This window comes from Paraburkholderia panacisoli (assembly GCF_008369935.1).
Classification (GTDB): Bacteria; Pseudomonadota; Gammaproteobacteria; order Burkholderiales; family Burkholderiaceae; genus Paraburkholderia; species Paraburkholderia panacisoli.
Genome location: NZ_VTUZ01000006.1, coordinates 325,252 through 346,500, shown reverse-complemented (window position 1 = coordinate 346,500; position 21,249 = coordinate 325,252). Strand labels below are relative to the sequence as shown.

19 protein-coding genes and 1 tRNA gene are annotated in these 21,249 nt (G+C 59.2%); 7 read left to right on the top strand and 13 right to left on the bottom strand.

From position 1 onward, the window contains the following. Window positions 1-9: 9 nt before the first annotated feature. Window positions 10-2,673 (top strand): DNA topoisomerase III, encoded by a 2,664-nt coding sequence (locus FVF58_RS12215; protein WP_149670153.1) that lies wholly within the window; start codon window positions 10-12, stop codon window positions 2,671-2,673. 154 nt (window positions 2,674-2,827) lie between these two features. On the opposite strand, the gene FVF58_RS12210 is transcribed toward FVF58_RS12215, so the two are convergent. Beyond that, a complete protein-coding gene (locus FVF58_RS12210) occupies window positions 2,828-3,931 on the bottom strand; it encodes a LysR family transcriptional regulator (protein ID WP_149670152.1) in 1,104 nt (367 codons plus the stop codon). Between the two features lie 38 nt (window positions 3,932-3,969). Here FVF58_RS12210 and FVF58_RS12205 point away from each other — a divergent pair, with 38 nt between their 5' ends. Next, a complete protein-coding gene (locus FVF58_RS12205) occupies window positions 3,970-4,167 on the top strand; it encodes a hypothetical protein (RefSeq protein ID WP_149670151.1) in 198 nt (65 codons plus the stop codon). A 104-nt stretch (window positions 4,168-4,271) separates the two neighbouring features. Here FVF58_RS12205 and FVF58_RS12200 read toward each other — a convergent pair whose 3' ends face one another. Beyond that, entirely contained in the window at window positions 4,272-6,128 is a 1,857-nt protein-coding gene (locus tag FVF58_RS12200) for a phosphoenolpyruvate carboxykinase (GTP) (RefSeq protein WP_149670150.1), read from the bottom strand. A 378-nt stretch (window positions 6,129-6,506) separates the two neighbouring features. On the opposite strand from FVF58_RS12200, the gene FVF58_RS12195 reads away from it, so the two are divergent. Continuing rightward, a complete protein-coding gene (locus FVF58_RS12195; RefSeq protein WP_149670149.1) occupies window positions 6,507-7,520 on the top strand; it encodes a D-2-hydroxyacid dehydrogenase family protein in 1,014 nt (337 codons plus the stop codon). A gap of 155 nt (window positions 7,521-7,675) precedes the next feature. Here the strand turns inward: FVF58_RS12195 and FVF58_RS12190 are convergent, their stop codons facing one another. Both FVF58_RS12190 and FVF58_RS12185 read right to left on the bottom strand, forming a co-directional pair. Next, window positions 7,676-8,551, bottom strand: a complete 876-nt coding sequence (locus FVF58_RS12190; protein WP_149670148.1) for a patatin-like phospholipase family protein — start codon at window positions 8,549-8,551, stop codon at window positions 7,676-7,678. Window positions 8,552-8,586: 35 nt separating this feature from the next. Beyond that, window positions 8,587-8,991 carry a PaaI family thioesterase gene (locus tag FVF58_RS12185; protein WP_149670147.1) on the bottom strand — a complete coding sequence of 135 codons (405 nt, stop codon included), beginning with the start codon at window positions 8,989-8,991 and terminating at the stop codon, window positions 8,587-8,589. A 203-nt stretch (window positions 8,992-9,194) separates the two neighbouring features. Here FVF58_RS12185 and FVF58_RS12180 point away from each other — a divergent pair. From FVF58_RS12180 to FVF58_RS12165, 4 genes are all read left to right on the top strand, one after another. Next, window positions 9,195-9,270 (top strand) — tRNA-Lys (locus FVF58_RS12180). A 28-nt stretch (window positions 9,271-9,298) separates the two neighbouring features. Next, entirely contained in the window at window positions 9,299-10,513 is a 1,215-nt protein-coding gene (locus FVF58_RS12175) for a tyrosine-type recombinase/integrase (protein ID WP_246217030.1), read from the top strand. A gap of 629 nt (window positions 10,514-11,142) precedes the next feature. Next, window positions 11,143-11,556, top strand: a complete 414-nt coding sequence (locus FVF58_RS12170) for a DUF3010 family protein (RefSeq protein WP_149670146.1) — start codon at window positions 11,143-11,145, stop codon at window positions 11,554-11,556. A 3-nt stretch (window positions 11,557-11,559) separates the two neighbouring features. Continuing rightward, on the top strand, window positions 11,560-12,657 hold the full coding sequence (locus FVF58_RS12165; protein WP_149670145.1) for a protein kinase domain-containing protein: 1,098 nt from the start codon (window positions 11,560-11,562) through the stop codon (window positions 12,655-12,657). Between the two features lie 119 nt (window positions 12,658-12,776). Here FVF58_RS12165 and FVF58_RS12160 read toward each other — a convergent pair whose 3' ends face one another. From FVF58_RS12160 to FVF58_RS12120, 9 genes are all read right to left on the bottom strand, one after another. After that, complete coding sequence (locus FVF58_RS12160; RefSeq protein ID WP_149670144.1) at window positions 12,777-13,709, bottom strand: restriction endonuclease; 933 nt, start codon at window positions 13,707-13,709, stop codon at window positions 12,777-12,779. Between the two features lie 90 nt (window positions 13,710-13,799). After that, window positions 13,800-14,744, bottom strand: a complete 945-nt coding sequence (locus FVF58_RS12155; protein ID WP_149670143.1) for a hypothetical protein — start codon at window positions 14,742-14,744, stop codon at window positions 13,800-13,802. Beyond that, a complete protein-coding gene (locus FVF58_RS12150; protein ID WP_149670142.1) occupies window positions 14,728-16,191 on the bottom strand; it encodes an Eco57I restriction-modification methylase domain-containing protein in 1,464 nt (487 codons plus the stop codon). The genes FVF58_RS12155 and FVF58_RS12150 overlap by 17 nt, the downstream gene beginning before the upstream one ends. Then, complete coding sequence (locus FVF58_RS12145; protein WP_149670141.1) at window positions 16,188-16,385, bottom strand: ribbon-helix-helix domain-containing protein; 198 nt, start codon at window positions 16,383-16,385, stop codon at window positions 16,188-16,190. Before FVF58_RS12145 ends, FVF58_RS12150 begins: the two co-directional genes overlap by 4 nt. A 503-nt stretch (window positions 16,386-16,888) precedes the next feature. Further along, the gene (locus tag FVF58_RS12140; protein WP_149670140.1) at window positions 16,889-17,386 is read right to left on the bottom strand and encodes a 3'-5' exonuclease family protein; all 498 of its coding nucleotides are present in this window, start codon (window positions 17,384-17,386) and stop codon (window positions 16,889-16,891) included. A 35-nt stretch (window positions 17,387-17,421) separates the two neighbouring features. Continuing rightward, window positions 17,422-17,625: a hypothetical protein gene (locus FVF58_RS12135; protein WP_149670139.1), complete on the bottom strand. Its 204-nt coding sequence runs from the start codon at window positions 17,623-17,625 to the stop codon at window positions 17,422-17,424. Window positions 17,626-17,684: 59 nt separating this feature from the next. Next, the gene (locus FVF58_RS12130; RefSeq protein ID WP_149670174.1) at window positions 17,685-17,990 is read right to left on the bottom strand and encodes a HigA family addiction module antitoxin; all 306 of its coding nucleotides are present in this window, start codon (window positions 17,988-17,990) and stop codon (window positions 17,685-17,687) included. A gap of 677 nt (window positions 17,991-18,667) precedes the next feature. Continuing rightward, on the bottom strand, window positions 18,668-20,785 hold the full coding sequence (gene traI / locus FVF58_RS12125) for a TraI/MobA(P) family conjugative relaxase (protein ID WP_188130799.1): 2,118 nt from the start codon (window positions 20,783-20,785) through the stop codon (window positions 18,668-18,670). Window positions 20,786-20,787: 2 nt separating this feature from the next. Beyond that, on the bottom strand, window positions 20,788-21,114 hold the full coding sequence (locus FVF58_RS12120) for a plasmid mobilization protein (protein ID WP_149670137.1): 327 nt from the start codon (window positions 21,112-21,114) through the stop codon (window positions 20,788-20,790). Between the last annotated feature and the right edge of the window lie 135 nt (window positions 21,115-21,249).

Sequence of the window (21,249 nt, the reverse complement as noted above, 5' to 3'; positions counted from 1 at the left end):
CATCGAGTCATGTCCAAAGCACTGATCATCGCCGAAAAGCCTTCCGTCGCGAACGACATCGCGCGCGCTTTGGGCGGCTTTACCAAGCATGACGAATACTACGAAAGTGACGACTACGTCCTTTCCTCGGCAGTCGGTCACCTGCTGGAAATCGCCGCGCCCGAAGACTACGAAGTCAAACGCGGCAAGTGGAGTTTCGCCAATCTGCCCGTCATTCCGCCGCATTTCGATCTGAATCCGATCGCCAAGAGCGAGTCGCGCCTGAAGGTGTTGACCAAGCTGCTCAAGCGTAAAGACATCGACCGCCTGATCAACGCATGCGACGCGGGGCGCGAGGGCGAGCTGATTTTCCGTCTGATCGCGCAGCACGCCAAAGCCAAACAGCCTGTCCAGCGTCTGTGGCTGCAGTCCATGACGGCGGGTGCGATCCGCGATGGCTTCGCCCGTCTGCGCAGCGACGAAGAAATGCAGCCGCTCGCCGATGCGGCGCGCTGCCGCTCGGAAGCGGACTGGCTGGTCGGCATCAACGGTACGCGGGCGATGACCGCGTTCAACAGCAAGGGCGGCGGCTTCTTCCTGACCACGGTCGGCCGGGTGCAAACGCCGACGCTGTCGATCGTCGTCGAGCGCGAAGAGAAGATTCGCCGCTTCGTGTCGCGCGACTACTGGGAAGTCAAAGCGGAATTCGTCTGCGCGGGCGGTTTTTACGAAGGACGCTGGTTCGACCCGAAGTTCAAGCGCGACGAGTTCGATCCGGAAAAACGCGATTCGCGTCTGTGGGCGCTCCCCGCGGCCGAAACGATCGTCGCCGCTTGCCGCGGCCAGATCGGCACGGTGAGCGAAGAGTCGAAGCCGTCCACGCAACTGTCGCCCGCGCTGTTCGATCTGACCAGCTTGCAGCGCGAGGCCAACGGCCGCTTCGGCTTCTCGGCGAAGAACACTTTGGGCCTCGCCCAGGCGTTGTACGAGAAGCACAAGGTGCTGACCTATCCCCGGACCGACGCTCGCGCGCTGCCGGAAGACTATCTGGATACGGTCAAGCAGACGCTCGGCATGCTCAAGGAGAGCAACAACTATCTGCCGTTTGCCAAGCAGGTGCTCGACAAGGGCTGGGTGAAGCCGAACAAACGCATCTTCGACAACTCGAAGATCAGCGACCACTTTGCAATCATCCCGACGCTGCAGGCGCCGAAGAATCTGTCCGAGCCGGAACAGAAGCTCTACGACCTCGTCGTGAAGCGTTTCCTGTCGGTGTTCTTCCCGGCCGCCGAATACCGCGTGACGACACGGATCACCGAAGTGGTCGGCCATCACTTCAAGACCGAAGGCAAGGTGCTGGTCGAGCCGGGCTGGCTGCAGGTCTACGGCCGCGAAATCAGCGGCGAAGACGCGAACCTCGTGCCGGTGCAGAAGGACGAGAAGGTCAAGACCGACAAGATCGCCGCCCAGCAACTGGTGACCAAGCCGCCCGCACGCTACAACGAAGCCACCTTGCTGTCGGCGATGGAAGGCGCAGGCAAGCTCGTCGAAGACGACGAGTTACGCGAAGCGATGGCGGCCAAGGGTCTCGGCACGCCGGCCACGCGCGCCGCCATCATCGAAGGTCTGCTCGGCGAAAAGTATCTGATCCGCGAAGGCCGCGATCTGATTCCGACCGCCAAGGCTTTCCAGTTGATGACGCTGTTGCGCGGTCTCGGCGTGAAGGAACTGACCGCGCCGGAATTGACCGGCGAGTGGGAATACAAGCTTTCGCAAATGGAACGCGGCAACCTGCCGCGCGACGCGTTCATGCAGGAAATCGCCCGCATGACGCAGACCATCGTCAAGCGCGCGAAGGAATACGATTCGGACACGATCCCGGGCGATTACGCGACGTTGCAGACGCCGTGCCCGAATTGCGGCGGTCAGGTGAAGGAAAACTACCGGCGTTTCGCGTGCTCGAAATGCGAGTTCTCGATTTCGAAGATTCCGGGTGGACGCCAGTTCGAAATTCCGGAAGTCGAAGAGCTGCTGCAGAACAAGACGATCGGACCGCTGTCGGGTTTCCGCAGCAAGATGGGCCGGCCGTTCTCGGCAATCCTGAAGCTTTCGCTCGACGACGAGATCAAGAACTACAAGCTCGAGTTCGACTTCGGCCAGGATGCGGGCGGTGAAGACGGCGAACCGCCTGACTTCTCCGATCAGCAACCGGTGGGCGCGTGTCCGAAGTGCAAGGGCCGCGTGTTCGAACACGGCATGAGCTACGTCTGCGAGAACTCGGTCGCCAATCCGAAGACGTGCGACTTCCGTTCCGGCAAGGTGATCCTGCAGCAAGAGATTGCTCGGGAGCAGATGGCCAAGCTGCTCGAAGAAGGCCGCACGGACCTGCTGACGAACTTCAAGTCGTCGCGCACGGGCCGCAATTTCAAGGCATTCCTCGTCAAGCAGAACGACGGCAAGATCGGCTTCGAATTCGAGAAGAAGGAGCCGTCCGCCAAGACTGCCGCAAAAACCGCGGCGGCCAAGGCGGCTGGGCAGGCTGCAGCAGAGCCGGAAGATGGCGAAACGACGGTGGCGGTGAAGGCCGCCCCGGCAGCCAGGAAGGCGGCAGCGAAGAAGGCGCCCGCGACCAAGACCGCGGCAGCCAAGAAGGCCCCCGCAAAGAAAGCGGTGGCGCGCAAAACCGGCTCGTAGTTCGAGGGGTTGGGCTGGAAAGCGATTCGCTTCCGGCCCGCTTCGTTTGCACTTGCCAAGAAAAAAGGCGCAATCACTTCACGTGATTGCGCCTTTTTCATATCGGCCTGCGGGAACACCTACGGTGGCATTGCCGCCCCACTCAACCCAGCATTTACAGCGGCGACAAAGCCGTCGGCCGGGCACGATTCGGCGTCTTTGCCAAGGCCTTCGGCACCGGCGACAACTCGCTATCCAGCAGCCGCGACAGCGGCTCAGCGCCGTCGAACGCTTCCGGCGGCATGACGGCGCCGGCGGAATCGAACGCCGCCGACGTGGCGGGCCGTTCGAGGCCGTCCTTGATCCACTGTTCGCCGAGCAGGCTATTCGGCGTCTGGCTGAAATGCTCGACCAGATGATCGATGAACGTGCGCACCTTCGCCGGCAAGTGACGGCGGCTCGGATACGCAATGTTGATCTCGACCTGCGGCAAGCGGTAATCGCCGAGCAGCCGCACAAGCCTGCCGCGCGTCATGTCACGGCCGATCAGGTAGCTCGGCAGAATCGCGATGCCCATGCCGAGCAACGCGAATTGCCGCAGCATTTCCGTGTTGTTCGCGACGATCACGTTCGACGGACGCACCCGCACTTCGCCTTCGGGGCCCGTGAACACACGCTCGTCACCCCAGTACTCGGACGGCAGGCTCAGGCACGGATGCTCGAGCAGGTCCTCGGGACGAGCCGGCGTACCGTGCTTCTCCAGATAAGCCGGCGTCGCGCACACGGTCATGCAACCGGTGGTAAGACGCCGTGTGACGATGCTTGCGCTGCGCATTTGCCGCGCGATCACGACGCCCACGTCGAAGCCTTCTTCGACCAGATCGACCTGACGGTCCACCAGCGTGACATCGGGGATCACTTTCGGATAGCGCTCCGCGTACGTTTGAAGCACGGGGGCGAGATTATGCAAACCGAATACGACGGGCGCGACGATTCGCAACGTGCCGACGGGTTCGTGATTGCGCGCGACCACCATCTGTTCGACGTCTTCCAGTTCGTCGAGAATCTGGCGCGCGCGCTCGAGATAGACCTGGCCGGATTCGGTCAGGGACAAGCTGCGGGTTGTGCGATTGAGCAGCCGCGTACCAAGACGGCCTTCGAGATCCGCAACGTGACGGGTGGCGACCGCATTGGAAATATCCATCGCGCTCGCAGCGCGGGCAAAACTGCCGAGATCCGCCACTTTGACGAAAACTCGCATCGACTGCAAATGATCCATAGGACAACTCCTGCCGTGTTACTGCTTCCTGACAATTAGTGAAAACCAGTGAAGCGAACTTGGAATTCTCCTACGACTCGCAAGATCGTGCAGAAGTTGCCCGCGAAACTCGAAATATTGCCAATTTTCGTGCAACTCCATTGCCCAATGCGGGGCAGGATCGTCGATTGTTCCGAGATCTGAAACAATCTGCTGCGGTGCAGCTTGCACTGTGTTTTTTGTTCGAACAGACGTAAAGGTCACTCCTGCATTGCGAAATCCGCAAAAATCGCCGAATTGGGACAGGTCACAAAAAAGCCGCCCGAAGGCGGCTGTTCTCTGCAAAGTGAATGCTCACATGCTAGGCGGCGAGCTTTCCTTCGAGCGTGCGTTTAGCCTGCGTCAAAGCCGGCGGCAGGCCTTGTTGCAATGTGTCAAACAGCTCGGCATGGAGGGCGAGTTCATCGCGCCAGGCCGCATCGTCGACAGAGATCACCTGCTGGAATTGCTCGCGGCTGAAATCCAGGCCGCTCCAGTCGATGTCCTCGTAGTGCGGCGACACGCCGAACGCATGTTCCTCGCCTTGCGCCGTGCCTTCGATCCGGCCGACCATCCAGCTCAACACGCGCATGTTCTCGCCGAAGCCCGGCCAGACGAACTTGCCGTCCGCGCCCTTCCGGAACCAGTTGACGCAGAAGATTTTCGGCAGCGTCGCATTCAGCGTTTGCAGACGCTCGCCGGTCTTCAGCCAGTGGCCGAAGTAGTCGCTCATGTTGTAGCCGCAGAATGGCAGCATCGCGAACGGATCGCGGCGCACCACGCCCTGCTGGCCGGCCGCGGCTGCGGTCGTCTCGGAGCCCATGGTCGCCGCCATGTAGACGCCCTCGACCCAGTTGCGCGCTTCCGTGACGAGCGGCACGGTGGTGGAACGGCGGCCGCCGAAGATGAACGCGTCGATCGCCACGCCCGCCGGATTTTCCCAGTCGGCGTCGATCGACGGACATTGCGAGGCCGGCGCCGTGAAACGCGCGTTCGGGTGTGCAGCCTTGCGCCCGCTCTCCTTCGCGATGGCCGGCGTCCAGTCGCTGCCCTGCCAGTCGATCAGGTGCGCGGGCGGTTCGTCCGTCATGCCTTCCCACCAGACGTCGCCGTCGTCCGTCAGCGCGACGTTCGTGAAAATCACGTTTTCCTTCAGCGTCGCCATCGCGTTGAAGTTGGTTTTCTCGCTCGTACCCGGCGCGACGCCGAAATAACCCGCTTCGGGGTTGATTGCGTACAGGCGACCGTCCTGGCCCGGTTTGATCCACGCAATATCGTCGCCGATGGTGGAGATTTTCCAGCCGTTCAGGCCTTGCGGCGGAATCAGCATCGCGAAATTGGTCTTGCCGCACGCCGACGGGAAGGCCGCCGCGACGTGATGCTTACGCCCTTCCGGCGACGTCACGCCGAGAATCAGCATATGTTCGGCGAGCCAGCCCTCGGCGCGGCCCATGGTCGACGCGATACGCAACGCGAAGCACTTTTTGCCGAGCAGCGCATTGCCGCCGTAGCCCGAACCGTAGCTCCAGATTTCGCGCGTTTCGGGAAAATGGACGATGTATTTGGTTTTGTTGCACGGCCACGGCACGTCCTGCTCACCTGCCGCGAGCGGCGCGCCCACCGAATGGACGCACGGCACGAACTCGCCTTCTTCGCCCAGCACGTCGTACACCTTGCGGCCCATGCGCGTCATGATCCGCATATTGGTCACCACGTACGGGCTGTCGCTCAGTTCGACACCGATATGCGCGATCGGCGAGCCGAGCGGGCCCATCGAAAACGGCACGACGTACATCGTGCGGCCGCGCATCGCGCCGTCGAACAAACCGTCGAGCGTAGAGCGCATTTCAGCCGGGGCGATCCAGTTGTTGGTAGGGCCGGCGTCTTCCGCGCGCTGCGAGCAGATGAAGGTGCGGTCCTCGACGCGCGCCACATCGGACGGATCGGACCATGCGAGGTAAGAATTGGGGCGTTTCGCCGGATTGAGTTTCTTCAGGGTGCCCGCTTCGACCATCTGCGCGCAAAGGCGGTCGTATTCCTCCTGCGAGCCGTCGCACCAGACGACCTTGTCCGGTTTGGTCATCGCGGCGACCCGGCGAACCCAGTCGATCAGTTTGCGGTGCTTGACCCACGCGGGCGGCTCAATAGTGGCCTGTCCTTCGAATGAGGGATGATTCATCGACTCGTCTCCGTTTGAAAGCAATGGAAAAACGGCACAAGCCCGGCGACGCTGCATGCGAGAGGCATTCAATTCATCGCGCCGAGGTTTCGTTTACCCCGTCGCGCAATTGCGCAGGTCAACCTGGGCCATCCAGCTTGTTGGGCGGAGGCGCCCTGCTGACGGGGCTTCTGCAACCGTCTGTAAAGCGGCTTGCCTCAACACGCAACAAACTGTTAAAAACGATCTCAATTTGCCATTACGTGGCGCTGCCGTACTTCGCGACAGTTTCTACGGTAAGGCATCCAACCAGACCGGCATGTGACCTAGGTCACATGATGGGACAGTCAGCATAACACTCCGTTGCGCACCGCTATGGTGCGTCGCAAGACACATACCATGAAGATTGCCATTCTCGACGATTACCAGGACGCCGTTCGTAAGCTCGACTGCTTTCAATTGCTGGCCGACCACGAAGTCAAAGTTTTCAACAACACGGTCCGAGGTCTGGGCCAACTGGCAAGCCGTCTTTCCGAAGTCGATGCACTCGTCCTGATTCGCGAACGTACCCGTATCAACTCACAACTGCTCGACAAATTGCCGCGTTTGCGCATGATCAGCCAGACCGGCAAGGTGTCCAGCCACATCGACCTGGCTGCCTGTACCGAGCGCGGGATCGCCGTGCTGGAAGGCAGTGGCTCGCCGTTCGCGCCCGCCGAGTTGACATGGGCTCTCATCATGGCGGCCCAGCGCCGCATTCCGCAATACGTAGCTAACCTTAAGCAAGGCGCCTGGCAGCAGTCCGGGCTGAAGACTTCGGTGCTGCCGCCGAATTTCGGCTTGGGCCAGGTGTTGCGCGGTCAGACGCTGGGGATTTGGGGTTACGGCAAGATCGGACGCCTGGTTGCCGGGTACGGCAAGGCGTTCGGCATGAACGTGCTTGTGTGGGGCCGCGAGCATTCGTGCGAAGCCGCTCGCGCTGACGGCTACGGCGTAGCCGAGAGCCGCGAAGCGCTGTTCGAACAGAGTGACGTGCTGTCGCTGCACCTGCGCCTGCACGACGACACGCGAGGCATCGTCAAGCAGGAAGACCTGATGCGCATGAAACCGACCGCGTTGCTCGTCAATACGAGCCGGGCCGAACTGCTCGACGATAACGCGCTGGTGAACGCGCTGTCGCATAACCGTCCGGGGATGGTGGCGATCGACGTCTACGAAAGCGAGCCGATCCTGCAGGGCTATAGCCTGCTGCGGATGGAAAACGTGATCTGCACGCCGCACATCGGCTATGTGGAGCGCGAGAGCTACGAGCAGTATTTCACTGCGGCGTTCAAGAACATTCTGGCGTTCGACGCCGGCGACACGGCCAGCGTGGCAAATCCGGAAGCGTTGCAGGGTGGGCGTCGGCGGTAACTTTGGGTGATGGCTTGCCGAGCGCGATTGAATTGCGCAAGCCATCCAATGCGCCGGCTTCGATGTTTTATCTGGTTGCGGCCTGAGGTGCCCTTGCTCCGGCGCGCGGCTCGCAAACCGCGCACGGTTGCCGGAACACCTCGTTGCGACTCACTTCAACGCGCTTCGTGCGCGCCAGCTTCCAGCAAATCGGGTATGCGCGCGAGGAAGGTCTCGCCATCGACGCGGCCGAGGTTATACGCATGCACCATCTGCGAAGGGCTCGTGTAATCCCAGCTCGAAATCGGTACCTTGCGCGACGGCTGCACATAGAGCCGTTGCTGGACGCCGTGCGGCACGACGAACATCTGCGGCCGTGGATAGAGGCGCGTGACCATCACCAGCACGTTGCCGGGCGCGTCGGCGTCGAGCGCGCCGACCGGCACGTTGTCGACCATGCCGCCGTCCAGCACCGGCCGACCGTTGCGCCGCAGAACCGGCGTGAACGGTGGCGTGCTCGACGATTGCAGGATCAGATCGGCGAGATCCTCGACGCTCGCGCAATCCTGCGCGCGCACGAATTCCGGATGGAAGCCGAGCGTCTGCCCGAGCGTCGGATGCAGCGTCTTGCGCACGTATTTTTCGATGTTGTACGCGATCAGACCCGCGGCGACTGCGCTGCGCGCGCCGAGCCAACGCGGCAGATGCGACACGCCGATGCGGATTTCCGGCGCGTCGGCGAGCGTCGAAAACTTCTCGCCGTAGATGTCGAGCAGCGCCTGCCGGTAGATCCGGTAATGCGGAAACACCGACTCGCCGCGCAGCAGGTTGCCCCAGTAGGCGTTGCGGGTGTTGTGACGCAGCGCGTCCTGGTAATACCGCATCACCCAGTCGGAATCGCGCGTGTAGAGCATGCACGCGGTCGCGGCGCCGGCCGAAATGCCGGTAATCACGCGAGGACGAATACGCAGCTCCGGCTGCACTACGTCCCAGAAACCCGCCTGCCACCAGCAGCGATTGCCGCCGCCGGCGAATACGACCTGATCGAACATCTTGGGTACTTCCTCCGAGGCCGCCGCCGCCCGCTTCAGTCGAGCAGCGCGTACGTAGTGGTGGCGTGAACGGCCATGTTGCCGGTTTCGTCGAATAATTCGACTTCGCCGAACACCAGATTGCGGCCCATGCGCAGTACACGCGCGGTGATCAGCACGTCGCCCTTGCGCACCGCGCGCATGAAATTGATGTTCAGCGACACCGTGCTCATCGGCTTGAAGCCGCCGAGCGCGGCCGAAATGGCGACGATCATCGCTGTGTCGGCGGCCGCCATGAACACCTGGCCGCAGATCACGCCGCCCGAATGGCGCAGGCCGCCGGAAAACGGTAAGCGCAGCGTCGCGCTTTCTTCGTCGACCTTGACCGGTGTCAGCGTGAGAGCCCGGACCCACGGCGCGAGAATGCGGTCGAGTAGCTCGATAGTCTCATTGTCATCCATGGCAGTTCCCGGTCGAAAGCTGCGCGACGCTTCACGCGGCGAGGTGTCCGCGACATGATACCGGCTCGGTGCACGCTGCGGCTTTTTCGCGGTCGCGTGTCTGTGGAGGGATGACTCGGGGCCGTCCGAACAAATATTTTTAAGAAATCTGCTAAGGGGGCTTGGCAAGCTCGAAAAGTTACTGCATAATTTCCCTTCTGTTGGGGGCGTTAGCTCAGTTGGTAGAGCAGCGGACTCTTAATCCGTAGGTCGAGTGTTCGAGTCACTCACGCCCCACCACCGAATTTTTCAGTAGAAAATCAAGCACTTGCGAGCGATCGTGGTGCTTTTTTTTCGTCTGTCTCTAGTGCGTGGCGGCGTCAAAAACTGGCCTTTGCCGGAAATCTGCCGGAATTCGAGAATCCAGACCAAGCATTTCATCAATGTCTCTGGGAGCTGGAACATGGCATACATCAGTCAACGCGGCGTCTACTGGCGCGCCGAAATCCGCCGGCGCGGCTACAAGCCCGTCTACCGTACGTTCGACACGAAGCAACAGGCGCAGCAGTGGGCCCGGCGCGTCGAAGCCGACATGGACTCCGGTCTGTACTTCGATCGCTCAGAGTCCGAGCGCACCACCTTGCGCGAGGCGCTAGAACGGTACCGGCGCGACATCGTTCCCGAAAAGCGCCACCCATATCAAGAGAATCGTCGCATTCAACGGTGGATCGATCACGGCCTGTCGTATCGAACTCTCGCGAGTCTGCGTGGAGTCGACTTCGCCAAATATCGCGACGAGCGCCGTTCTGCCGGCAGGGCAGAAAACACCATCCGCCTTGAACTCCAGATCATCAGCCATCTCTTTGAAATTGCGCGCAAGGAATGGGGCATGGAGGGGTTGATGAATCCGTTAGACAATATCCGGAAGCCCACCGGTAGCCAGGCACGCGACCGACGCCTACGCCTAGGCGAATTCGAAAAGCTGCACAGTCTATTGTCCGCCGGCGGGAACCCGTGGGCCGCGCCTGCGTTCGAACTCGCCATCGAAACGAGCCTGCGCCAATCTGCGCTGTTCAGCGTGCGTTGGGAATGGGTCGATCTAGGCAGTCGCATGCTCAGATTTCCACCCGACGCGCGAGGCGCCGACAACAAAGGCATACCGGCTCTACTACCGCTATCGAGTCGCGCGATCAATATATTTCGTCACCTTGCGGCAATCGCCGAAAGTCCAGAGGTCAGAAGCGCTCGCTCGCGACAGGGTCCGGGAAATGTCGCCCCGGAGGAACTTCGTGGGCGGGTGTTTGGCACCACCACGAACGCGGTGATTTGCGTGTGGAAAAGGGTGATCCAGGCCGCCAGCGTCGACGATCCCGGGTTCAAAACTCTTCGCTGGCATGACCTTCGGCACGAGGCTGCCTCACGGCTTTTCGAGAAAGGCTTGCACCCGATGGAGGTCGCGTCGATCACAGGCCATCGAAGCATGCAGATGCTGAAGCGATACACGCACCTCAAGCCGGAAAGCCTGTTGGCTCGCCTAGGCTAAGAAGGCGGTCGGAGTCCCCGTACATAAAACTGGCAGCGGACGCCTTCCTCACGACCGCGCCAGCTGGGTCGCAAACCCCGGCTGCTACTGCTTGCTGGTAGCCCGGCACGGACCGGGCCTCTACGTTCTGTTCGCCGGCGAGCTTGAGCTTCTCCATCGTCTGGCCTGCGCGGCGGAGCCTAGCGGCCGTAGCACTGTCGAAGCCGCGCGCAACCAGCCCCTTCTCGGTTGGGTTGTTCGTCATACGGACGGACTATATGACGGAAACTAGTCAATCGCGAAGCCTAACCGCTCGTTCGAGCCGCCGCCTGCGGCGGCCGAACTCGAACGTTGAGCGTCCGCTACCAAGCTCCCTCCTTGCCGGTCGATGCAGCCGTTTTGTGTCGTCGACATCAGTTACGACAGGCCGGGTGTGGGCCATCAAGGGACGGTCGATAAATGGCGGTGAACGACCGGTGCGTGGTTGTTATGCGAACGGTCGAGATTCGCCGCAGTCGCTCCCGCCAGATATATCGCGCAACGCGAATAAGCGATGCTCAAAGTAACTCTCTGACCGCATATTCAGCACTTTGTGACAAAATCTGCCGTCGTACATCAGTCAGTCCGCCCTAATCCTTGGAGGTCGTGCAATGGTCGTCGCCGGTGTTTTCTTAAAAGCTAACGTCGCAAGATTCGTGACTCTTACCGGTAGCCGAGAATCGCATTCGACTGTGGGAAGTCGTTTCAACAAGCTTGAACTGACCAAGAACCCGACGCAGGACGATGTTGAGGTATTTGTACAAGCCGTTAAGGCGTTTTGTGCCGAACACTCGATTGACAAATTGGTGCTAAATCGTAGGGCGACTTCCGGTCAAGGTGCTGGTGGCGCCGGGACGTTCGTCATTGAGGGCATTTTACTCGCGACGTCGCCCGCGCCATTGGTTTTCGCGCACAATGCAACGGTCGCTGCAACAGAGCGGAAGGAGTCTGCACTAAAAATGCATCGGCCTACAACCGCTGATCTTGGCAAAGCCTATGACTTGGCCTTCGAAGGTCTAAACTAAGCTATGCCATTTGATACTAGCCATTTACCGGACGAGGCAAAAAGTGCACTAAAGCAGTTTCCGGAGTTCGAAATTGCCTCGTTTAATGATTCCGGCGCAAACGGGTACGTCCTCATAGGACGACACACTGTCTTGCAAAAGCAAGTTGCAGTTAAGATTTATTTTCATGGCACAAATGATATCGACCAAGAGCCAGCAATTGTTGCAAAGATTAACCATGAAAATGTTCTGAAAGTTTACGACGCCAGAAAAGTTGGAAAAGACTGCTCATATTTCATGATGCCGGCGGCAAGCGAGGGAGATCTTTCAAAATATCTGGATGCTTATTTCCTTTCACTACCGCTTTCTCATAAGCTACTTTGTCAGCTTCTGTCCGGCATCGCCGCCTTGCATACAAAACCGAACTTATTGGTACATCGAGATTTAAAGCCGGAAAATCTACTTGTTCACAACGATACAATTTTGATCGCGGACTTCGGTTCTGTTCGTCGAATCGACGAGCAGACTCGCACCGCACCGGCATCCAAGCACAGCATCCTGTATCGGCCACCCGAAGCTTTCGGGGAAGAGGCGTTCTTTGGGTTCGCGTCGGACATATATCAAGCGGGGTTGATAGGTTTTCTGCTTTTTGGCGGAAAACTACCAAGCAATTTGCTGTCTTACATGAAGAAGAAACAGAAAGCTGCTCTTTCTGCTATCGCTGGCGCCTATGAGCAATCAAAATACGTCGACTCCTGCATTGAGGAAAAGATAGTTCGTGGTGATCTTGCGGATTTTGGAACGTTACCTTTTTATATTCCGAACTCCATCAGGCGCGTTTTGAAGGCCGCTATTTCGCCGATTGAAAGGAGATACACTACAGTTAGTGAGTTTCTCGCCGATCTACTCCGACTGCGGAATCATTTGCCGGACTGGACTACGCGCGGGAAAGCGGTGCTTCTGCAGAACTGGCAAGGCATAGACTACCGGCTTCCGCACGACGAAATAGCGGTATACAAACGAAGAGCGGGGGGCGAGAAATACCGCCGTGACAACACCTACGTCGGTAACAGCCATGCCGAGTTGTTCGCGCAAATGAAAGACCGAATGGGGCTACCTTGATCTGACGACATTGCTCGACTGCCCGCCTTCAGAGTGACGTATTAACGGTATTAGCGGGCGTTGGTGTACGGAATGTTGCCGTTCGGCCGAACGCGGCCCAGGCTGCCCGGGAGTTCCGACTACGTCGATTCTTCATCAAAGTAGTCGCTGTCAACCTTCGGAACTTTGACTGTGCGTGCAGAGACACCAACTTCGTTGTCGATCATGAGTTCCGCCAACCGCGCCCCGTCGACCAGTACAACACGTTCTACGGACTTGGCGAACCCAATAGCTTGAGCCGTATAGGCAGATGTTGTGATGAACACTCCTTTGTTTGCACGCTGTCCAGCGAGCGCCCCGTAGAACGCTTGCACTTCTGGCCGTCCCACGGCTTGTTGCCAACGTTTAGCCTGAACGTAGACCTTCTCCAGCCCTAGCTTGTCAAGCGATATGACTCCGTCTATTCCGCCATCGCCAGATCCACCGACGCGCTGAAGATCTGCCCGACTGGCGCCGTAACCCATACGATGCAGGAGATCTAAGACGATCGTTTCGAAGAAGGAAGGCGAGACGGAGCCAAGTGTTTCAAGCAGTTCGGCGGCGACCGTTTGACGTAATTCAGAGACAGCTTCTGCAAGCCGGTCGTCTGGACTCGCGACTGAGGACGTCGGAGAACACTCTTCTACTAACTCCACGGAAGCCAGCGATTCGCTATTAGGTGGCGGCTTCAATCGAACATCTATGAAACCCACGGCAAGCTGCTCGACATCCTTCGGGGATAGCGGTGCCGGATGCGATTGCGCGAACGCAAGTCCCTGCTCAGTGATCTGCCAGTGACCACGGCGAGGGCTACTGGATAGTCCGGCGCGTTTCAGTCTGTCATGCGCCCATCCCGCTCGATTTTTATAGATCGGGTGTGAGCTACTCGCCAAAAGTTCTTGTCGGTCGGCATCAGAAATCCCGAGCGCTTGGGCGGAGGCCTCATGCGCATCTCGCGCAGGCGCTCCAGTCGGATGCGCGACCAAGTAGCGAAGGATTGGCTCTATGAATTTGTCGTAGCTGGGAACTGCCATTGAGCACTCGCCCGATAGATGGTAAGGCGTAGTCGCCCTAACAGTAATTGAAACTGAAACGACCGATGGACTTGTGTATCAAGTAGCCTCTTACGCCGACGTCGCTATCCGCACCTCATAATCCAGCGTCGGGAAGGCTTCTTGGCCGATTTCCGCATTACCAAAAACGGGAGATTCCGGTGCCCATTCTAGTCGACGTGTTATTGACTTAAGGTCTGGAGCACCGAACAAATAGCGCTCTTCATACCGCAGATAAAGCGTCTGAAAAAACTGTTCTAACCGCAGTGGGCTGTCATGCGGTGGAAAGTCGGTAAGCACATCGCCGGCGCGCTCACCTGATACTTCAATCATGGCCAGCGTTACCGCTTCATACCGACTGACGTCGTTGCGAATCCCCCGACGCCCAGTGAGTTCGCGCAGCGCCGAATGAAAGCGAAAAATCGACTCCACCGGTGCCCCACCTTCCTGGACAGCAATGTCATTGGCCAAGAGTTGTCGAGCTGGCGTCGCTTCGTCCGGGGCCAATTCTTCGGCCAGAGCGGCCACCACACGGTTGGCGCGGATGACGAACATGTAACCGAACACCATCGCTGGATAGGTGATGTGCAGGTTTGTACACTCACCGATCGTCTCTTCCATACGATTGGTCAGGTTGCGAAAAGCGCCGGTCATACCTTTGCATGAAACAGCGATCACCGGGCCGATCCCGTCCTTCGTTACAACCACATCGACGTTTTTTGTCTTCAGCCCCCCCAGCACGGTCCGCTCCCCGCCTGTTGCTTTGCTGGGATCGAAATGCAAATGGTGCTTGGACCCACGGGTCACGACCGTGAAGGGCGGTCGTGGGGTAACGTCATCCGGATGGAACCCTCCTTCGAGCACTAGTCGACACGCGACATACCAATGCAGCGGCTTGATGTGCTGCTGGCTTTGCGTGGCCCCCGTGTATGTGCCGAAGTGATGTAGCGCTTCTCTCTGATTGATCCACTGGCAGACGCGTGAATCGGCAGAGACAGCATTACTGCGCAACGGCATAGTGCCTCCATTCGCGCAGGGTCGTGAGCGCTTCCGCAACAATCAAGTTATTCATGCGCAGAAGATCCGATTCCGAGGGCAGGACAACCTGAGTTGCTTCGCGCGGCTCAAGCTTGAGCATGCCGCCTCCGAGCGGATGCCCTTCCAATTCGGTGCTCAGTTTGACGAAGGGCGATTCCCATGTGTCCAAAAGGCTCGAAGCATCGACGCCTTCGCGCAGCCTCACGCTGTGCACGGAGTTAGTACAAGTACAGCCGGCGTCGTTACGCACAAGGTTTGCCTCGAGGCCCGACATGTAGGACAGGAAGAAATCCGGAATCTGCACATCCGGTACGGAATACCATGGCTCTCGGACGCGGCACTTGTAGGCCTCACGGGCGATGACGCCGGCCTCGGAGTCGAGGTATCGGGAAACTGACGCGGGGACACGGCCTGTCTTCGGCATACGTAGCAGCAGAACCTGCTCGTCATTTTGATGCCATGTGCCGACCGTAGACGCGGTCAGACGTCGTCTCGGAAGAGCGCGGCCATTGCGCACTGTCGGATGAAGAAGTTGCTTGGGGATGCGAAGACGGCTTGCATCGGATGGACGCAGGTGGAAGAAATCATTGGCGCCGCTGACATAGCCAATGCCAATGTTTGCCAGCTCGCCGAACCGTTGTGTCTTCTTATGCGCGACGATCTCCCGGTACAGGCTTCTGGCTTCACCAGGCATCAAAAAGGGCCGTAGACGCCGTCCCCAAAGCCGCCAGTCGGCCATGGAGACGCGAGCGAAGCTCCTCGGCGGCGCAAGCATGCGCCGAAAAGTGGACAAGGCGGTAAAACGAATTTCCTCTGTTTGCTGGCCGAAACCGTCGGCGTAGAGCAGCCAACAGTCTTCCGAGAGTTCTGGAAAGAGCTTGTCACGGACGGCCACAACGTGCAGCACTGCAAAATGGGCAGCGAGATACTCGATGAGAGGCGCTGAGTAAGGCGCGTGACCAATCTCCGCCGGGACAACAAACGCCATACGGCCGCCGGGTTGCAGCAGACTTGCTGTCGCCACGAGAAAAGGAGCCCACGAGGAGCTAAGCCCGCTGAACTTGGCTCCGACCTGGGCACACAAGCGCAGCGCGCGATCGCGGACGTCGCCCTTGAAGGTCTGATAGCGAATGAACGGCGGGTTACCTGCCGCGCATTCGAACCGCTCCTGGGTATTGCTTGCCCACGCAAAGAAGTCGCCGTCATGCACGAGCGCCCACGGCGCCCGTTCCATCGCCTGCTTGCTCGCGGCTAGGTCTTGCTCAATGCCAACGCTGTTGCGGTGTCCTGCGATGAAACGGCCATCTCCACAGGATGGGTCGAGCAACCGATCATGTTCGCTGCGTAACGCCCACCGCAACAAACTTTCGGTGACGGCATCCGGGGTGTAATAGGCCCCCGATTCCTTCTGGCTAAGTGGCTTCATAGCTTCTTTTTCTCAAGCAACGGCCATTGGTCCGCGACGTATTTTTCGGCCGCGTCCCGGATGACCCAGGCGACAGAGACTTTCTTCTCTTTGGCGATATCTTGCAAGATTTGGTACAGCTCCGGCGGTAGGCTGGCAGATGCTCGCGTCGCAGGCGGCTTTCCCGTCGGCTTACGCCCTCGTTTGGTAGCCATGACACGACGTCCGTGAATTCGATACAGCACTTTACATCAAAGCGAAGCAATTTTGCCGGTCGCCAGGACGTGCGCTCAGGGGTTGCCCTTAGGAGCCGGCGAACGGCAAGAAGCACCTAATCCGATGGACCGATGACGCGAGCGATCGAAGGGCTGAAGCGGGCAATCCGGCACCTCGTGTGTGCTGAACCTCCGTGACCGCCGTCGACCCAAATCAGACAAACAGACTTTGCGAAAGCCGACGTCAATCCGTGCGCTCAGAGGACTCCCCCAAAGCGGAAGTATTCAGCGCTCGTCGCGCACGGCGCGCTCCCGATAAGTGAACGTGTTAGCGAAGATTGAGTCAACGTCTACGAGTTGTCCGATCTGCCTCTGCCTCCCGCGCGCAAAGCCGTTCCGTGTAGGACTCCCGCCGGCCCTCTTCTCTCACGAGCGCGAGACTGATAAGCCTGTGTTGTGTCTGGCGACGGCGGTCTATCCGGTATAAAGAAACAGCAGCAGAGCTAGCGAAAAGCGAAGGCATTCGCGCGGGCGTCATGCAGCGCGTGATGTTCTCCGCCGTGCTCTACGATGTACTCGGTGAAACGTTGGGCGTCGATCCTCTGTGCCACGTTTTCATTCTTCCACCCGCGCGGCAGCGGCCCGTCAAGCAGATGGCCAAGAAGTTCTAAATCGCCTTGAAAGTCGTAGCACAGGACGGGCTTGGGCTTTAGTGGCACGGCCAGCAGCCACACCCGCAGTTCGTCGCGCAGTTGTGCAAATGGCATCGATCGGCCCGGAAACTGGCCGAGCTGGGGCAGCACGACCTCACGTACAAAGTCGCTGCATAGCGGGCGTTCAAAGTCCAGGGATTCGCCGTAGAACTCACGCCCGTCCTCGCCCGCAATCGCCACGCTGATGAGCTGGAAGGCATTAAAATCCGTGAACTCGGTATCAAGGAAGTAGCGGGTTTTCCACGGACTACGTGGTCCTCTGTTCCTAACCATTGCCGGTACGGTCATCGATTTTGTCCATGTGCGTTCAGTACAGGTGCCCTTCAGCTCGCCCAGATCTCCCAGTTGCTCGCATAGTAGCGTCGGTTACACTCCGCGCAGAGCCGCTTGACCTCGCCGGTCAGGTTCACCCTGATTGCCGGCATCGCCCCGCACTGCTCGCAGGGCATCACCACGTCTCCCGGTTTCCGGGCTGCGTCAAAGAGCCCCTTCACGTGGTCATCGGTCAGTCTAGGTAACAATGCCATATAGAAGTCCTAAGTTTTTCGGATTAAAAACCGACATCCCTCTTCTTGAGAAAGGAGGGCTAGAAAAGCGCCGGTTGCCGCTCCGATGCAATCGGCACGACATTCAGTTCGGCGAGCCGCCTGCGCGCCTGCGCAAGGTCATGCAACAGTTGCCGCTGAAGCCAGGTTTCTGCACCACCACCGAATGCTAGATCGAGCCGCAGTGCCATTTCAGGTGAGATGCCAGCCTTGCCGGTGATCAGGTTCGTCAGCGCCTGCCGGCTGACACCCAGCACGCGTGCGCCATCGGTAACGGTCAGCTCGAAGCGCTCTAGACACTGCTGGCGAACCAGTTCGCCTGGATGAGAAAAATCGGGATCGGCCATCAGCAAACGATAACGCCAACCGTCGCATTTGGCAAGTGACAAGCGACACTTACATGTTCGCGCGTCAGGGGTGATGTACACTTCCCGATGCTGCTGAGGTATTTGAAATCAGGTCATCGACGCCTTTCCCAAGGAGCTCGGATGCAGCAACAGCTTTGCCCATTTTTTACTCCAAAAAAATAGTTAATTGTTTGATGATGTTTTGGGGCTAAAGGGTCAGCCTTTTTGGGGAAAGGTCAAAACTTTTGGGGAGAGGGGGAAAACCCTCCGCAACTCGTTGAAATCACGGCAGAAGCGGGTGCCCAGCGAATGAGATAAGGTCAAAATTTTTGGGGGCAAAGTCTCGATTGACGCAGTAGATGCGTATCGGAAAAGGCGTTCGTGCGCAAGGCACGTGGCCTGACTTAAGAAGACTTTCCGACATTTCCGCCGCACCTCTCTGAGCACTCTCAAACGCAACTTAAAATCGCAAAAGCTCGACAAGCTGGCCCAGCTTGCTGTTGCTCTCTAGGCTCATCCGGTCCCGCTTGTCGCACTGTCGACGCTTGCCACATCGGATAGAGACCGTGTCGGGGATCTGCTCCCCCTGCTCGATCGTGAACGGCAGCCAACAGACATCTGTCCGGGCGCCAGCTAGACCAGCCGTCCTGCGTCGAAGCAAACCTTTAGCTCCTCCGCTACCCTCGACGCCCTCTTCCCTTTCGGACAGTTTTGATTGGTGTCGCTCCCGATGATGCAGCTGGACTAAGTTCGACGGGTGCTGATTCCGGTTGCGCGATCAGTGTTTGTGGGTTGACCGGTACGACCCCGGGCACGTCGGGACGCTCCGATGCCTCGTTCCGCACGACAGGGATTTTCCCGTTTCGCGCCTGCAGGGCGATGTAACGAGCCTGCACCGGCTGCAGCTCACGGTTCCGGACGGTCATGCCAGCATTGACGGCCGCCTTGACCATGCGCTCCACGAAAATTGCATCGCCCCCCGTCAATACGATCGAGCGCCCCCACTTCTCGCGCGCATGCAACATCGTCAACGCAAGATCCTGGTCGGTGACTGTCTTGCGATCGAACGCCAACCGGTTGCCTCTGTCGACGAATACCGGCTCACCTGTGGCGCGTCGATATTCGACATTGCCGTTATTCGTCACCCGCCACGTCAACCCGCGAATCCGCTGCAGCAGTGCATCAGCCTGTTCTGCGCGTATGCGCCCAGATTGAGCCAATCGGATCGACGCCTCTTCCTTTTCGTGCGCAAGCAAACCCGCCAGTACTGCATCAGCGTCGTCGTCGCCCTGCAAGGAAGTGACGGCGTTCACGTCCACGCACGAATCGGCGCGCGCCTGTTTGCGGCTCCTGCGTCCCGCGTCATACACCAGACCCCGCAGCGCTTTGAGCGCTGCTAGATCCCCCGCCTGCGCTTCAGCTTCAAGCCATGTTCTCCATGCAAGCGGAGCCGGACGCGATACGAGTATGGCCTCGCGTCGTGCCTGGGCCTCCGCGTTGACAAGCCATCGGTCTAAACGGGCATTAATGGTCAAATTCCTGCGGCGGAGTCTCCGTTCGTGCGAGTCTGGCTCGTCCTGGAGCAGCGCTTTTTTTTCAGCAGCCGTTTCCACACGCAGCGCATCAGTCTTTGCCTTGCACCATGCAGCCACCTCCGCTAACTGTGCCTCGGTAGTGGATCGGGCGGCCTTTGCTGCCTCCTGCGCCGCCCGATAGCGCTCGATCAGCGCGGAGCGTTCCGCGGCCCGCTCCAAGCGCCTCGCCTCGCGTCTGAATGGATCACGTTTCGGCGGGGTACTGCCTTCCTTGCGCCTGTCTGACATCGGTGGTTTGACGGTCGTCGTGAGCGCTGTGCGGTCTGGCGTGAAGGGGCCAATCACCTGCTCGGCCTCACCCAGTCTGATGCCCCGCAACGCCTGGCTGACGGGCAAACGGATCGTCCCGCCGGTTTCGTTGATTGCATCGAGCTGGAAGGATCCGGCGCCCGTTTTGCGGACACGCATGCCGTGTTCCCCGAGCAGCTGATGCACGGCGTCCCATCCTGCCGCAGCATCAAGCAGGTGCGCCATCTCGTCCCTGACCATCTCCCGGCAATATTCAACCAGACTGGGCTTGTCCGACCAGGCCGCCATGCGACGCGCCTTCTCCCCGCGAAGCGAACGGTCGACGTCCGGTGCGTCCCGCCAGGAAGTCTTGGGAACCACGATTTTTTTCCCATCCGGCCGGGTCTGCACGACAAACAGACCGTCATCGTGAAACCACCCGTTCCTGATCTCGATCTCGCGCGCGGCCCGGTGCAGGGTTCGATGCATCCACGGCAGATGCTGCGATTTATAGGTATCGGGATGAACGCGGCTGACCTCGATGTGACAGTGAAGATTGTCGGTGTCGTTGTGGATCGCCATGAGCGACTGGTGCTCATGCAGGTTCAGCGCTTTCAGCACATCGCGCCCGGCCGCAAAGATTGCGTCGTACGACGGCCGTTCATGCTCTGGCCAGCTCACGATGAGGTGGACCACCGGGTTTTCGACATTGGGATTGCGCATCGCGACGCTATGAAACTGGGCGGCGGCGGTGGCAACCGAACGGATCCGGTGTAATGACACGGCCACGCATTTGTCCTGCCCCGCCTGACCGTGAGCCTGTGCAACGTATTCCGTGAGCGGCCCAAACCCGGGACGCTCACGCACCGCCCGCGCATGTTCATCGGCACTGATTCCACCCGTGATATACCGCGCGAGTTCTCCGAAATCGGATTTTCCGTCATGTCGATTCGGGACCTCTTTGACAATCATTGTCAAACAGCCCGCTGCATCGTTTCGATGCATTCGTTGACAAACGCCCTGAAAACCTCGTCATTCAACGTCGAGCCCGGATTTTCCTGAATCCCGTTTCGCAATGCATCGACACGGTCTGCAATACGTGTCAGCACCAGAATAACATCGGCATTGTATTGAACGTCAATACGACGCCCGAGCGCGCAGCGGCGAACATATTCTGAAAACGTCAATCCTGCTACGGATGCCCGGACTTCGATTCCCGCTGCATCTACCAGTGTAAGCCGGAATTTTTTTGTAATCGTCGCGTTGTCGTTACCGGAGTTTAAGGTCGGCCTGGTTTTCATCTCTGATCGGGCGCAAAGTGCGCTAACTTGTTTTCAGGTTTGTTTTCAGGTGCGGGTCTCGGGGCGCAGCCCTGAGGTTCCCCGGGAGGGCCGGTGGCGACGGGGCGCGCAGCGATCTAGTCACCGGGCCGGTGG